This window comes from Paenibacillus etheri (assembly GCF_001012825.1).
Lineage (GTDB): Bacteria > Bacillota > Bacilli > Paenibacillales > Paenibacillaceae > Paenibacillus_AQ > Paenibacillus_AQ etheri.
In genome coordinates this window covers 368,616-383,104 of the sequence record NZ_LCZJ02000018.1, presented here as the reverse complement: position 1 = coordinate 383,104, position 14,489 = coordinate 368,616, and the positions used below count along the sequence as shown (strand labels likewise).

General features: G+C 44.6%; 14 protein-coding genes. 4 read left to right on the top strand and 10 right to left on the bottom strand.

Translation table 11 applies throughout. The features are described from left to right. Positions 1–100: 100 nt before the first annotated feature. A complete protein-coding gene (locus UQ64_RS07240; RefSeq protein WP_060622784.1) occupies positions 101–709 on the bottom strand; it encodes a 50S ribosomal protein L25 in 609 nt (202 codons plus the stop codon). Positions 710–1,000: 291 nt separating this feature from the next. Between UQ64_RS07240 and UQ64_RS07235 the strand changes: the two genes are divergently transcribed. Next, the gene (locus UQ64_RS07235; protein WP_060622783.1) at positions 1,001–1,288 is read left to right on the top strand and encodes a GNAT family N-acetyltransferase; all 288 of its coding nucleotides are present in this window, start codon (positions 1,001–1,003) and stop codon (positions 1,286–1,288) included. Between the two features lie 89 nt (positions 1,289–1,377). Continuing rightward, on the top strand, positions 1,378–2,223 hold the full coding sequence (locus UQ64_RS07230) for a GNAT family N-acetyltransferase (protein ID WP_060622782.1): 846 nt from the start codon (positions 1,378–1,380) through the stop codon (positions 2,221–2,223). A gap of 77 nt (positions 2,224–2,300) precedes the next feature. On the opposite strand, the gene UQ64_RS07225 is transcribed toward UQ64_RS07230, so the two are convergent. The 4 genes from UQ64_RS07225 to UQ64_RS07210 all read right to left on the bottom strand — a co-directional run bounded on the left by UQ64_RS07225 (position 2,301) and on the right by UQ64_RS07210 (position 5,022). Next, positions 2,301–3,161 carry a hypothetical protein gene (locus UQ64_RS07225; RefSeq protein ID WP_209445729.1) on the bottom strand — a complete coding sequence of 287 codons (861 nt, stop codon included), beginning with the start codon at positions 3,159–3,161 and terminating at the stop codon, positions 2,301–2,303. Next, positions 3,082–3,534 (bottom strand): flavodoxin, encoded by a 453-nt coding sequence (locus UQ64_RS07220; RefSeq protein ID WP_060622780.1) that lies wholly within the window; start codon positions 3,532–3,534, stop codon positions 3,082–3,084. Before UQ64_RS07220 ends, UQ64_RS07225 begins: the two co-directional genes overlap by 80 nt. Before the next feature lie 169 nt (positions 3,535–3,703). Then, positions 3,704–4,069, bottom strand: a complete 366-nt coding sequence (locus UQ64_RS07215) for a VOC family protein (protein WP_060622779.1) — start codon at positions 4,067–4,069, stop codon at positions 3,704–3,706. A 92-nt stretch (positions 4,070–4,161) separates the two neighbouring features. Then, positions 4,162–5,022, bottom strand: coding sequence for a helix-turn-helix domain-containing protein (locus tag UQ64_RS07210; protein ID WP_060622778.1), 861 nt, complete (start codon positions 5,020–5,022; stop codon positions 4,162–4,164). 228 nt (positions 5,023–5,250) lie between these two features. Here UQ64_RS07210 and UQ64_RS07205 point away from each other — a divergent pair, with 228 nt between their 5' ends. Together UQ64_RS07205 and UQ64_RS07200 are read left to right on the top strand one after the other, a co-directional pair. Next, positions 5,251–6,114: a class I SAM-dependent methyltransferase gene (locus tag UQ64_RS07205; RefSeq protein ID WP_042190039.1), complete on the top strand. Its 864-nt coding sequence runs from the start codon at positions 5,251–5,253 to the stop codon at positions 6,112–6,114. A 3-nt stretch (positions 6,115–6,117) separates the two neighbouring features. Then, the gene (locus tag UQ64_RS07200) at positions 6,118–6,864 is read left to right on the top strand and encodes an RluA family pseudouridine synthase (protein WP_060622777.1); all 747 of its coding nucleotides are present in this window, start codon (positions 6,118–6,120) and stop codon (positions 6,862–6,864) included. Positions 6,865–6,972: 108 nt separating this feature from the next. On the opposite strand, the gene UQ64_RS07195 is transcribed toward UQ64_RS07200, so the two are convergent. The 5 genes from UQ64_RS07195 to UQ64_RS07175 form a co-directional block, all read right to left on the bottom strand. After that, positions 6,973–7,404: a MarR family winged helix-turn-helix transcriptional regulator gene (locus UQ64_RS07195; RefSeq protein ID WP_060623255.1), complete on the bottom strand. Its 432-nt coding sequence runs from the start codon at positions 7,402–7,404 to the stop codon at positions 6,973–6,975. 243 nt (positions 7,405–7,647) lie between these two features. Beyond that, positions 7,648–10,089: a DNA gyrase subunit A gene (gene gyrA, locus UQ64_RS07190; protein WP_060622776.1), complete on the bottom strand. Its 2,442-nt coding sequence runs from the start codon at positions 10,087–10,089 to the stop codon at positions 7,648–7,650. Positions 10,090–10,345: 256 nt separating this feature from the next. Further along, on the bottom strand, positions 10,346–12,328 hold the full coding sequence (gene parE / locus UQ64_RS07185) for a DNA topoisomerase IV subunit B (protein ID WP_042190046.1): 1,983 nt from the start codon (positions 12,326–12,328) through the stop codon (positions 10,346–10,348). A 178-nt stretch (positions 12,329–12,506) separates the two neighbouring features. After that, complete coding sequence (locus UQ64_RS07180) at positions 12,507–13,496, bottom strand: ABC transporter permease (protein WP_060622775.1); 990 nt, start codon at positions 13,494–13,496, stop codon at positions 12,507–12,509. Further along, positions 13,489–14,469, bottom strand: a complete 981-nt coding sequence (locus UQ64_RS07175) for an ABC transporter ATP-binding protein (RefSeq protein ID WP_060622774.1) — start codon at positions 14,467–14,469, stop codon at positions 13,489–13,491. Before UQ64_RS07175 ends, UQ64_RS07180 begins: the two co-directional genes overlap by 8 nt. Positions 14,470–14,489: the final 20 nt, after the last annotated feature.

The window sequence follows — 14,489 nt, the reverse complement described above, 5'->3', positions numbered from 1 at the left end:
CGCAATTAGTTTATTAATTCGTGTTCACGAAGACAAAATAAAAAGAGCAGACAGCTCCTTTATAAGGATTCTATCTGCTCTTTACTATTTATTCACTATTCTATTCTGCTTTATCTCCGCCAGCAGCTTCAGCTGCAGCTGGTTCAGCAGTATCTTCTTCTGTTGGCTCCTGAGCTGCTGGAGGTGCAATACGGACAATTAATGTGTCCTCAGGCGTCAAAACTTCCCAGCCTTCATGCTTCGGCAGATCAGATACCAGCAATTGATCACCAATGTCTAGTCCACTGATAGCCACTTCAAAGGATGCAGCTATTTTATCTGGAAGTGTGCGAATATCCAGCTCATGCAATTCAATTTGCTGCACGCCGCCGCTCTTCACACCTACTGGTTCACCTGTAAAGTGGAACGCTACTTTTGTATCCAATTTGGCTTTCATGTCTATCTGCTGAAAATCAATATGCAGCAGTTGTTTGGATACTGGCTGGCGCTGAATTTCTTGGATGACAACGTTCTTTTTACCCGAGTCTGGCAATTCCAACGTTAGAACTGCCCGAGGGTTATTAGCCAAAATCCCGGTAATTGTCTTAGCATCCGCTGTAAAGGACTGGCTATCTGAACCTGCACCGTACACGACGACCGGTACAAAGCCTTTTCTGCGCTGTGAAGAATTCGAGCCGGATCTTTCTGTCAAACGTACTGTTGTATTCACGATGATTCCTCCTAAGTAGGGATTTTATACTAGACTGATTAGATATGTACGTCTAACCTAACCACTCTCTAATTACCCCATTAACCTGGCTTTGAAACCCTATAAGACCTTATTTAATAAGGTTATAACAGGCTTAAATTATATTATCCTCTATTTTAACTTAAATTATTCAATACTTAGAAACGAATGGGTTGCTCCCCAATAACCACAATATGTCTAGCTATTTTCTCGCTTTTTGCAAATCGTGGTAGTAAAATATAGGCAATAACAATTTAGGAGTGAAGCCATAAGATGCAAATTCAAAATGGAACAGGACGTTTTTTTGTTGCGAATGACGGTAAGGACCTTGCCGAGATCACATACAGTTTGGACAAAGATGCTGGGGAATTGGTCATTGACCACACTCGTGTCTCCGAGGAACTGCGCGGTAAAGGTACCGGTGAAGAACTTGTACGGGCTGTTGTAGATAAGGCTCGAAATGAAAATTTGAAGATTGTTCCTGTGTGCTCCTATGCAGCTCATCAATTCGAGAAGCATCCGGAGTATAAGGACGTGCTGAGCGGAAACACAGGCGAGTGAGACTGATCTCCGTTCCCGTTTCCGTGAAGCTTTAATAGCCTATTCGAACTAATACACTTAGTTCAAATACACTTTAGGAGGAAACGGGTTTGACTACTACTGATACTTTGAGAAATATAGAAGAATTACAAGAACGCTGTGAGCAATATGACGGAATTTCACTGAAATTGAATTGGGATATGCTTCGCCAGCCATCAAGCGTAGGGGATACGGAATGGGTCGTGACTTATGAAGATGATTTACTCGTCGGCTTCTTAGGACTTTATGGATTTGGAAGCGATATGGAGATCTGTGGCATGGTTCGACCAGGTTACCGCCGTCGGGGGATCTTCACCTCTCTGTGGAACCGAGCGCAAATTATAATCAAACGTGGCAATATTGCTACCTTACTTCTAAACGCTCCCGCTGCCTCGTCATCCGGGGTTGCATTCCTTCAAACACTACCGCTACAGTTTAATCACGCAGAATACCAAATGAAATGGGGCGGACATTCGGTTGCTTCTTCTGATGCAAGCTCCGCCACAGGGACTGTGATCTTACGACCTGCTCGTGAAGACGAAGCCTCAATTCTCGTCGAGCTGGATTGTGGAGGCTTTGACATTAAGATTGAGGATGCCACCGAACTTTATGACTTGCAGAAGCAGGAAGATCTACAAGAACATATTATGATCGAAATGGACGGACAACCTGTTGGCAAAATGCGGCTGTGGACCGAAGATAATGAAACCTGGATCTATGGATTTACCGTCAACAAGAAGTTACGGGGGCTTGGTATTGGTCGAAGCGCTCTTCTTCAAACGATCGAAAGAGAACGTAAAAACTATAACGGAATTAATTTAGAAGTCGCTCTAGATAATCCCAATGCGCTTAAGCTATATGAAAGCTGTGGCTTTGTCATTCAGAATAAACAGGATTATTACCGATTTATCGGCTAATCCATAGAAATAAAGCCTCCTGTCTAATGGGCGTTCTCGCCTGTAGCGCAGGAGGCCTTATTTTATTATTAGAGTAATCACATGGGCCCAAAGCCTCCAACATTAGCTTCGCCTCTATCCTTTCTACGGTCACTGCAGCTTAATGAGCCATCAGCGTGTACTTCCTGCTCCAGGAACACAGATAACAATCGCACGTAATCCAAGGACTCCTTATATGGGACAGCATTTCCCTTGTAAGAGTATTTACGACCCTCTAGTAGGGAATAAATTTCTACGGTCTCCGCAGGTTCACCGTAAGCCGCATAACAGAAGACGTTAGCCATATGCAAAAAGCCCGCAATGGTATCCTCATTGCCATTCACCATAAACTTCTGAATGTTTAGACTTCGACCATTCTGAGCAGAATTCCAAGCTAGTTGAGTAATCATAGAAAGCTCCAGATTCAGCTCCGGGATGGGTACATACCACTGTTCGTATAGCATTACCGGAATTTCCTCTAGATGATTGGTCGAAACGATACGCATAAGTTCATCAGCTATACTCGTCTTGATATCCCAATATTGCAGCAATGAAGGAAAAGCATCCCCCCTAGGAGGCCATCGACGCTCTAACAGAAATTGTATCGGTGTCTCCCTTCGAATTTCAGGCAGCAAACTATAAAAGTCATTAAGTGTATGCCCTACAGCATATTGAACCTGCTGGCGCCAGCGTGGGAGCCCGGTCGCTGGAGCGCCACTTGATAAATTCTCGGTCCCGCCAAGCATAATGTGCTCCACTCGATAATCATGCAGTCGTTTATACGAAGGCGTATGTAAATTCACTGATTTTTTCATCCAACTTCCCGCTGGCCCGCCCATCCTATGATGCCACCATACATGCTTCGATAAATTGACGACCGAATTGACGGCAAGCTTCTTTTTCAGCAGCGTTTGGTCCATATTCAATCTTTAGGCTATCCTGTAATAATACAGCCCCGCGTTCCTTTAACTTCTCCACGATTAAGTCCACGGCCCCACAATAAATGGCATAACCTGTATCACCACTACCAAAAACTGCCGACTTCACAGCGGTCAAATCAAGCTCATCCATCTCCTCATAGAAATCAAGAGCTTCATCAGGCAGCTCTCCATCTCCCCAAGTGTATGCTCCTAGCAGAACGCCTTCATATGAATTTATCTCAACCGCATTGCATTCAGTGACCGATTTCAAAACGGCCTCACCGCCTGCTTGGCGTATTCCCTCTACAATCAATTCAGCCATTTCCTCAGTGTTTCCAGTTAAACTGGCATATGCCACTAGCACTTTAGTCATCTTTCTGTTCCTCCCATTACTAAACATAAAATTTTAATGATGTGTGCTTCACCCTCATTCTATTTGATAATGATTATCATTGTCAAATAGAATAAAAATAAAAAAACGCAAACGTCCGTTATTCACACGGTTACGTTTGCGTTCGATCTTTATTTTTACTAATACTGAATTAATATGCTCCTTCGAGCAAGGTGATGTGGTTCCCGTCAGGATCACGGAAGTTCATTTCTTTCCCGCCATATTCCATCGTAACCGGTGGCTGACAATCCAGACCCTTAGCCTTTAACTGCTCATACGTCTCATCGAGATTATCACAGCCGAATACTAAATTAACAAAGCCTGTCGTGAGCTTTTCCCATTTCGTCGCATCCCAAATGATAATTCCAGGCTGCTTCTTGTCGAATCCAATCTTTGCGCCATCAAAATTACCGTAACCTTCGAACGGGATTGGAATACCTAACACCTCCGAATAAAATGCAGCCAACGCTGCAGTATCCTTAGTGTAGATGTTAGTACCTTCAAAAGACGAAATCATAATTTGTCCCCTTTCATTCTCATCATCATTGTTTTCATTTCTTACTTGAGTTTAACAAGGCTAGAACCCTTTGTATTGCAAAATTGCGACATTTATCTGCCGGCATAGACTAAAGCGTCAAGTGGTGTTCTTCCCGCATATTTCTTAAAACTGTTTATGAAATGAGGCTGGTGGCTGAATCCATACGTAAAAATAAGATCCTGCATAATCTTCGTCTGCACAGGCAGATGGTACATTTCCCGCCATACATTCTGAAATCGCACAAGATCAGCTGTTTTTTTAGGTGATACACCTATGTATTCTTGAAAAAGTCTTTCTAGTTGACGTCTGCTTAGATTAGAGCTAGTTTCCAAATCCTCAGCTGTTACCACACCCTTTTGCTTAATTAGGGTATAAACTGCATTCATCATCCGGTCGTTAGTCCGTCCTCCATGCTCCAGACGCTGAAACAGATAAGCCTCAGCTACCGCTATTCTTTCATTTATAGAATTTGCTTGTTCCAGTAGTAGTCCTAGCTCTCTTTTAAAAGTACCGAAGTATTGGTCCACATCCACAAATGCATTCAGAACATCCCGGAGATGGTCATCCGCAAAAAAATGAACGGCCCAGAAATGAAATCGGATACCGAATGTTGAGATCATACCTCCCCCCCTGTCTGAAGGGACTTCAAAAGGAGCATCATTGATGCCGGAAAATACGGTGGTTGTTATGCCTGTTGATTCATTCAAATTCCAAATAATGTCCATACATGTATCTGGAATAATCGTTTCCATTCGAGGTGCGTCACAAGATACCTTGTCCACTATGGGAACTGATACCTCTGTACGAATACGTGGTGTAGCAGAGCCCCAGTAACAGCGAATGTACGGCAGCAAAACTTGGCTGGGTAGAAATTCACTTGTTTGGGCTGGATTTGCAGTTATCGGGAAATATAAAGGTGCGAGATTGAACATTAGCTGCAATTCTCCGATCGTAAATATTGTAAGGACTCTGGTATCTGATCATACACAATCATTGCTTGATCTGCCACAATAATAGCTGCAAGCATGGAAATATTATACACATAATCTTCGTTGGATAAAATAAGCAGAGTGTTAAGCCTGTGCGTATTTTGTTTGTAGCTATATGGTGAAATGATGTACAATAAAGGCTAAATGAATTTTTGAAGGATGGATTAAAAAATGTATATAGCTAGCGACTGGAAAGACTATGAAGTAATTGACACTGGCGGTGGAGAGAAGCTCGAACGTTGGGGTGACATTATCCTGCGCCGTCCTGATCCACAAATTATTTGGCCTCTCTCCAATGAGACAGCGAAATGGCGTGATGTACACGGTCATTATCACCGTTCCTCGGCTGGTGGTGGACAATGGGAAATGAAAAAAACAATTCCGGATGATTGGAAGATTAGTTACGGAAAATTAAAATTCCACCTGCGTCCTACGAATTTTAAGCATACAGGTTTATTCCCTGAACAAGCGGCCAACTGGAGCTGGATGATGGACAAGATTGCGGCTGCTAACCGTCCGATCTCAGTACTAAATCTATTTGCCTATACTGGTGGAGCTACTGTAGCCGCAGCAAGTGCTGGCGCTTCTGTTGTTCACGTGGATGCAGCCAAGGGAATGGTGCAATGGGCGAAAGAAAATGTGCAGCTGTCTGGCCTGGGAGAACGTCCAGTCCGCTACATTACGGATGACGTATTCAAATTCGTACAACGCGAACAACGCCGTGGTAGTAAGTATGATGCGATCATTATGGATCCGCCTTCCTATGGAAGAGGACCTGGCGGAGAAATGTGGAAGCTGGAGTCCAGCTTATATCCATTCCTTGAGAGCTGTATGCAAATAATGAGCGATAAACCTTTGTTTATGCTAATCAATTCATACACCACTGGGATTTCGCCAACTGTACTACGTAATATGTTGTCGATGACCATGGGCAAACGTTATGGAGGGAAACTCACCTCCGGTGAAATCGGTCTTCCGATCACTTCCTCCGGCATGAACCTGCCATGCGGTATTCTGGGACGCTGGGAGGCGTAAGCCATGACACAGCATTTATCTGGCAGCAGCGAGCCGCTGGACGGAGCATCGAAGCGATTTGAAGTGTTATACGAAGATAATCATCTTCTAGGTATCGTGAAGCCTGTGAATATTCCTGTTCAGGAGGATGCCACTGGAGATCCTGATCTGCTCAACCTGCTCAAAGAAGATGTGAAGGAACGATTTAACAAGCCCGGCAACGTCTATATGGGGCTAGTCCACCGCCTGGATCGTCCGGTTGGGGGTGCAATGATCTTTGCCAAGACATCTAAAGCAGCATCAAGACTGTCCGAGAGTGTCCGAACTCACAGCTTTCATAAGGTGTATTTAACGGTCGTACACGGAAAACCACCAGCATCTTATGATCGTCTTACCGATACGCTGCTTAAAGACGCTAAGAGTAATACCGTCACCGTAGTCCGGAAAGGAACACCCGGCGGTAAGGAAGCCATTCTGGATTACACGGTGCTTGGCAGTGCAGAGGGCTATAGCCTGCTCAAGATCGATTTACTTACCGGTCGTTCACATCAAATCCGAGTGCAACTCAGCTCCATCGGCTGCCCATTATACGGTGATCAGAAGTATGGGGCTTCAGTGAACAGACCTGGACAGCAAATTGCACTGTGGTCTGCACTTGTAGGCTTTCCCCACCCTGTTACTAAAGAAGAAGTAGAACTTATTTCCCTGCCCCCGCAAACCCATCCTTGGGATTTGTGGTCTAAGGAATTACAAAAGAAGGCTATCCGTTAATGGATGGCCTTCTTTTTTTGAAATAAAGTGTGTTGTTGTACTTTCTTAATCGCTTGTCATCACAAGCTTGTACCTCAATCTATCTCCGGCCCTTGTCATCCCGATTATTCATGGTGTAGAACCTTCCGGTGTAGTTGTAACAACCATTTTGCCCATTAAATAGAGAAGTAACTGTTGGTTATGAGACGAAATCGGATCAAGCGCTTCTGCAAAAAAATCACTGCGGATCTTCAAACCACGTACAGTCTCCTGCGTTCCAATTTCCGTTATACTCACCCATACAATACGGCGATCCGCAGCATCTCTCTCCCGGATGATAAGCCCATTCTTCTCCATCCGATCAAGTAGCATAGTAACCGCTGCAGGACTGGTCGCCAGATGTGGGGCCAGATCAGAAGGCTTCATGGCATCACGTTCCTGAAGCAGTTCAAGTACTGTGAGTTGGGCATCCGTTAGCGTTGGGGCAAGATTACTGTCCATATGTAGTTTGTAATCTTTCAAAATTTTATGCCAAATTTTACTGAATTCAGAAGCGTGCACACTGATTCCTTCCTTTCTTTGCGGTTCTATCCGGTATACTACATTTTCGCGAAACAAATTCCATTTCCTGCAAAAGAAGAAAAATAAATCTTCTGCACTGTAAAGCTATAAAATTTAAAAAAGGTACTTAGTCAGTTCTTAAAAAGAATTGACTAAGTACCTTGATAAGCTAAAGCGCCTTCGGCGTCCTTTAAGGACGGTGGTAAGCGTTTATGCGAGAAATATGTGAATTACTAGTTTGCTTTATTTAACTGCTAGGAAAAGATTAACAATCTCATCTTTTTTCTCCACAGGAACAATTTGTTTGCCTGTAGAACGACGCTCTCCAAGTGGTGCAGATTCAGATGAGAATGTGTGATGTGCATTCTCCCTTGTAATTGCATTCAGTTCCAGCGGTTCTCTGCAATAGAAGGCCCCTGCCAATTTGCTGCCATTTGGTCGTACTCGCTTGCCTTCCTTAAATTCAAAGGTTGGCATCCCTTTGCCACCACGGCTTTGAGATGGATAATCTACTAGTAATGAGCGTTTTGCATATCCGATATCGGAGATGGAGAGAATCTCGCCTTCATCTTCACTGACCCAGAAGCAAGAAATTACCTCATCGCCCTCACGAAGCTGAATTCCTCTTACACCGGATGCAACACGGCCCATAGGATTAACTTCATTCTCATGGAATCTAATACTCATTCCTTCACGAGTCACGAGTACAATATCCTTGTCATTCGTACTAGTAGCCACTGTAATGATCTCATCACCGTCTGCTACCTTACAGGCTGCTACGGCTCCAGAACGGCTTGTAGAGTATTCCTTGAGCTCTGTACGTTTAACCTGACCTCTACGGGTGATAAACACAAGACTTTGCTGCGGATCATCAAGATTATTGACCGGAATCACGCTTATGATTCCATCCCCTTTAGACAATCCGATAACGTTAACAATCGCTGTACCAGGTTCTTTCCATTTAAACTCTGGTATCTGGTGAACAGGAAGCAAGAAGTACTGTCCCTTGCGTGTAAATACCAGCAGACTGTCACGGGTATTCACATCGAGCAGCTTGACGATATGATCGCCCTCTTTAACCCCTGAAGTTTGACGCTCACCACCAGAACGGGTGAAGGAAAGCATACTAGTGCGCTTAATATAACCATCTGCAGAAAGTGCAACTAATACATCCTCCGCGTTGACTAGCGTTTCAAGGCTAACTTTAAGCTCTTCTACTTCACCTTGGATCAAAGAACGACGATCGATTCCGTACTTGTCGCGGATCTCCAGCAATTCCTTACGGATTACAGCTACGAGCTTCTTGTCACTTTCCAATATGCCGCGTAGATGTGTAATCTTTGCCATCATTTCATCCAATTCTTTTTGGAGTGAAGTAATCTCCAAATTGGTCAAACGATACAATTGCAAGGTAAGGATAGAATCCGCTTGACGCTCACTGAACCCGAACATCCACACGAGATTGTTCTGAGCATCCTGCCGGTTCTTCGATGCTTTGATGGCAGCGATGACCTCATCAAGAATATTCAACGCTTTAACCAAGCCCTCTAAGACATGAGCACGGTCTTCTGCGCGCTCCAGATCAAATTGGGTCCGGTGAGTCACTACTTCACGCTGATGCGCGATATAGGCCTCCAGGATGGCTTTGAGACCAAGCTGTTGCGGAGCTTTGTTGACGATCGCCACCATATTGAAGTTATAGGTGATTTGAAGATCAGTTTTTTTGAGCAGATACGCCAAAACACCTTGAGCATCAGCTTCTTTCTTGAGTTCCACTACAATCCGAAGTCCTTCTCGTCCACTTTCATCACGAACTTCGGCAATGCCATCGATCTTCTTCTCTAATCGAATATTTTCCATGGAGGTAACTAGTCGTGATTTAACAATCTGGAATGGAACTTCAGTAATCACGATTTGTTGCTTGCCACCACGCATATTCTCGATCTCAGTCTTGGAGCGTAAATAAATACGGCCTTTTCCTGTGCGGTAAGCATCCATGATGCCGTCACCGCCCATAATAGTGCCGCCTGTAGGGAAATCCGGACCTTTCATGAAGGTCATGATATCTTCAAGTTCAATATCCGGCTTCTGCATTACTGCGATACAAGCATCAATAACCTCACGTAGGTTATGTGGCGGAATCTCAGTGGCAAAACCTGCGGAAATTCCACTCGTGCCATTCACGAGTAAGTTCGGATAACGAGAGGGAACAACAACAGGCTCTTTGGCGGTATTGTCAAAGTTGTCCTTAAACAGTACCGTCCGCTTCTCGATATCACGCATCATCTCCATAGCAATCGGAGATAACCGTGCTTCCGTATAACGCATCGCTGCAGCAGGGTCATCATCCATTGAACCCCAGTTGCCGTGACCGTCAACAAGTACATGCCCCATCTTCCATGGCTGTGCCATACGAACCATGCCATCATAAATCGAAGAGTCACCGTGTGGATGGTAATTACCCATTACATCCCCGACAGTTTTGGCTGACTTGCGGTACGGCTTGTCAGGCGTATTGCCAGAATCGTACATCGCATAAAGAATCCGGCGCTGTACGGGCTTAAGTCCATCGCGGACATCGGGAATCGCCCGGTCCTGAATAATGTATTTGGAATACCGACCAAAGCGGTCACCGACGACCTCTTCCAGAAAAGCCGGCAAAAATTGTTCTGATAAACTACTCACTTTGCTCACCTTCTGTTCCTCAATCTGTCCACTTTCTTAAAGATTGGTGATATTCATTCACTTCGCGTGCAGATCATTCTTCCGGTCGCTGTTGTTTCCAGATTTTTTTGATTATAACCGCCGATTGCGGATAAAATCCGGAAACAAAGGCGAACGCTAACGCTCCTCCAGAACGATTCCGCCACTCCGTTTGCCTATCACCAAAAAATTAATAACAGTGGAAGTATTCGTCACTTGCCAGCAATACTCACTGCAACTATTCTACAATTTCAGTGAAATCGACATTTTCAACAATCCAGCGTTTACGAGGATCGACTTTATCCCCCATAAGTGTAGAAACACGACGCTCAGCCTTAGCAGCATCCTCAATCTGCACCTGAAGCAGCGTACGCGACTCTGGATTCATCGTCGTTTCCCACAGCTGATCCGGGTTCATCTCACCCAATCCTTTATAACGCTGAAGCTCGAAGTTTTTGCCGAATTCCTTTAAGTAATTTTGCAGTTCTTCATCACTCCATGCATACCTTACGGTTTCCAGCTTGCCCGTTTTGCGGGTCAGCTTATAAAGCGGAGGCTGGGCGATAAAGACTTTTCCAGCATCTATTAACGGCTTCATATAACGATAGAAAAATGTCAGCAGCAGCACCTGAATATGCGCTCCATCTGTATCCGCATCGGTCATAATGATAATTTTGGAATAATTGCTGTCTTCGACGGTAAAGTCCGGACCAATTCCTGCACCAATCGTGGAAATGATCGCTTTATATTCATCGTTCTTCAGGATATCCAGCAGCTTGGCTTTTTCCGGATTCATCGGTTTTCCTTTTAGCGGCAAGATCGCCTGAATCTTAGAATCACGGCCTTGCTTCGCCGAGCCACCGGCCGAATCACCTTCTACGATGAACAGCTCAGTTCGTGTAACGTCCTTAGACTGCGCAGGTGATAATTTCCCGCCAAGATTCGAGCTCTCACTGCGTTTCTTACCTGTACGGATCTCATCACGGGCTTTGCGAGCCGCTTCCCGAGCCTTCGAAGCCTGAATCGATTTTTTCAGAAGACTCTGTGCAACCTGTGGGTTCTCTTCCAGGAAACGAGCCATATTCTCAGATACAATGTAGTCTACTGCACTACGGGCAGAAGCACTGCCGAGCTGATCCTTCGTCTGTCCAACAAATTCAACCTCGGACATTTTGACACTAATGACAGCCATCATACCTTCGCGCAAATCATTTCCTTCTAAATTCTTATCCTTTTCTTTAAGCAACTGTGTACGGCGGGCATAGTCATTTAGCACACGGGTATACGCAGTCTTAAAGCCCGTCTCATGAGTACCACCGCTACGAGTAGGAATGGAGTTAACGAAGGAAGCCAAGGTTTCTGTATAGCCACCATTGTACTGAAGAGCCACTTCCACTTCGATATCGTCCTTTTCTGCGCTGAAGTGAATGACATCATGCAGAACATCCTTGCCCTCATTCAGAAATTGTACAAATTGGCTTGCTCCACCCTCGTAAAAGAACTCGTCCTGACGATTGCTCCGCTCATCATGCAGCGTAATACGCAGACCGGAATTCAGAAAGGCAATCTCCTGTACCCGCTCTGCCAGCGTGTCATAATTCAGGGCAATTCCATTTGGAAAGACGCGAATATCCGGTTTAAAAGTAATTTTCGAACCGGTTTTGTTGGTGTTGCCCAGAATTTCAAGGCCCGTTACAGGTTCGCCAACATGCTCTTTCCCCTTCTTGTCCACCCAATATTCAAAACGTTGACGATGGATTTTGCCTTCACGATAAATCTCTACTTCAAGCCATTCAGACAAAGCATTCGTTACTGAGGCCCCTACGCCATGCAAACCGCCTGATTTCTTGTAACCAGATCCCCCAAATTTACCGCCTGCATGCAAAATTGTAAATACAACTTGCGGTGTTGGTACCCCTGTCTTATGCATTCCAGTTGGAATCCCACGACCGTTGTCCGTCACCGTTACTGAGCCATCTTTGCGAAGTAGTAAGTCAATCTTCGTACAATACTTGGCTAAATGCTCATCCACAGCATTATCTACAATTTCCCATACTAGATGATGTAGTCCCGAAGAACTTGTACTGCCGATATACATGCCAGGTCGTTTGCGTACTGCAACCAGACCTTCGAGCACTTGAATGTCGTCAGCATCGTATCCAGTACGGCTATTCTCGCCGTTATTAGAAACTTCAGCAAACATATCGATCTGTTCGAGCATTCATGCTCCTCCTTCTTTTCTCTATACTCAAGCATTAACGCCTTCGGCGTCCTTATAAAGACGGTAAGCCTTTAAGCGAGAAATATAAGTCATGCAGTATAAGTGCAAAACTTATCAAAACTTATACTTTCTTATATTTCTAGAAATGCAAACAAACGTTTTCGTCACTTTGTACATTCTAATTCAAAATATCCCTTTTCGTAAAGACGGCGAATGAAATGATCACCGAAGCAGCCCCCCATACAGCCAATACAGCCATGGAAAATGACAAGGACATCCCCTCTATGGGTGCGGGAGTTCCTGACAAATAACCGGTCAGTCCAAGATTTACCATAAATAAATATTTCGCTGTTGTCCAGGCTGAAGCCATATTGGTCAGAATACTTCCAGCGATCAGCGCTGCCATCATCACTACTATACTAGCAGCAGTGCTCCTTACAAGTACAGAGATCATAAAAGCAAGCAAGGCAACAATGACGCTTACGAACCAAACCAATCCACCTTGCATAAGCATATATTTCCACTGTGGTACTGCATGTACAGTAGACATATCTACCGAGTCCCCACTGATCTTAAAGCCAGTAAAGACAGGGATATTGAAGCCCTTATATCCAAAAGCGAGACCAGAGATTAGATAGCTGATCACAAATGTGGAGAGTACGATGAGCGAGACAAACATAAGCAGTGCCGCCATTTTGCTAAACAGAACTTTCCAGCGCTTAACTGGCCTTGTCAGCAGCATTTTAATTGTCCCTGTAGTTCGCTCCGCAGAGACCAAATCCGAGGCTACCGCCATGATAAGCAGCGGAATAAATAAAGTTACCGAATTATCCATAAACTCTCTGGTAAAGGTAACGCCACTTGGCTCGTTCGGATTCACATCATGGTGAAGGTAGTACTGAAGCTGCTGTACAAATATTCGCCGATAAGTCTTCCATTCCTCTGGGATTCGGTCACTGCCCAAAGAATTTTGATTATCAATGATCTGCTGCTGGATCTCCAAGCGCCAATCGGAGTTGAATTTATCTCGGCTACGCTCAGCTGAACGCATTTGAGCGTAGGTGAACATAGGCACCAGTACAATCAGAATCAGCAGTATAACATAAAACCGTTTCTTTTTTATGATTTTTAAACATTCATTACGGATAAGCGGAAGCATATTATTCAACGTTCTCACCCTCCGTTAGCTTCAAGAATAGCTGTTCCAGTGTCGGATTGATTTTATGCACAGCCCTAACTTCGATTTCAGCAGTCACCATAACAGCCACTATCTCAGGGATCAAATCCTGATCCATAATAGTGATTAAAGAATCCGGACCCATACCTGCAATAATAGAATCATCCAAATTGACGTCTTCCAGATTCTGAATCTGAATATCTGGGCGACCAGCCAGTAATGCCTGAGCTTCAGCAAAAGGCTCCAGCTCCCAAAGCACGTACGGTGAATTTCGAGCGATCAGCTCATCAACCGCACCTACCGCAAGAACACGCCCTTTACTAATAATCGCGACACGGTCACAGAGAAGCTGGATTTCACTAAGTAAATGACTCGATACAAATACCGCCAGACCCTCATCTGCCAGCTTGCGTATAAATTCTCGTAGCTCCTTAATTCCCTTTGGATCTAAGCCATTTGTAGGCTCGTCCAGAATCAGCAAACGCGGACGTCCCAGAAGAGCCTGCGCTATACCAAGACGCTGTCTCATCCCAAGCGAATATGTACTTACCTTATCATGGATTCGTTGATCTAGCCGAACAATATCGACCACTTCGCTAATACGTGCATTATCTATACCAGGCTGCATTCGGGCAAAATGCTGTAAATTCTCCCATCCCGTCAAATAGGTATATACCTCAGGGTTCTCAACGATAGAGCCCACAAATTGCAACGCTTTTTCCGGATTTCGGTTCACATTGTAACCACATACCGTAATCTTGCCCTCGCTAGGACGAATCAAATCGACAAGCATTCGAATTGTAGTTGTCTTCCCTGCTCCATTGGGTCCGAGGAAGCCAAAAATTTCTCCTTCTCTCACATCAAACGTAACATCATCTATAATCCACTTTCGCCCTATTTTTTTCCGTACCCCGTCTACAGACAAGACGACCGGGCTGGATTCTCCACTGTTCGCTTTTGTCATATTCTGCTTAGCTCCTTGTT

What these genes read in the sequence shown, in the direction of transcription:
- UQ64_RS07225 (WP_209445729.1), bottom strand. Translation starts at nt 3,161, where the DNA reads ATGGACCAAACGCTGCTGAAAAAGAAGCTTGCCGTCAATTCGGTCGTC.
- UQ64_RS07205 (WP_042190039.1), top strand. Translation starts at nt 5,251, where the DNA reads ATGTATATAGCTAGCGACTGGAAAGACTATGAAGTAATTGACACTGGC.
- UQ64_RS07210 (WP_060622778.1), bottom strand. Translation starts at nt 5,022, where the DNA reads ATGTTCAATCTCGCACCTTTATATTTCCCGATAACTGCAAATCCAGCC.
- UQ64_RS07220 (WP_060622780.1), bottom strand. Translation starts at nt 3,534, where the DNA reads ATGACTAAAGTGCTAGTGGCATATGCCAGTTTAACTGGAAACACTGAG.
- UQ64_RS07175 (WP_060622774.1), bottom strand. Translation starts at nt 14,469, where the DNA reads ATGACAAAAGCGAACAGTGGAGAATCCAGCCCGGTCGTCTTGTCTGTA.
- UQ64_RS07215 (WP_060622779.1), bottom strand. Translation starts at nt 4,069, where the DNA reads ATGATTTCGTCTTTTGAAGGTACTAACATCTACACTAAGGATACTGCA.
- UQ64_RS07200 (WP_060622777.1), top strand. Translation starts at nt 6,118, where the DNA reads ATGACACAGCATTTATCTGGCAGCAGCGAGCCGCTGGACGGAGCATCG.
- parE (WP_042190046.1), bottom strand. Translation starts at nt 12,328, where the DNA reads ATGCTCGAACAGATCGATATGTTTGCTGAAGTTTCTAATAACGGCGAG.
- UQ64_RS07235 (WP_060622783.1), top strand. Translation starts at nt 1,001, where the DNA reads ATGCAAATTCAAAATGGAACAGGACGTTTTTTTGTTGCGAATGACGGT.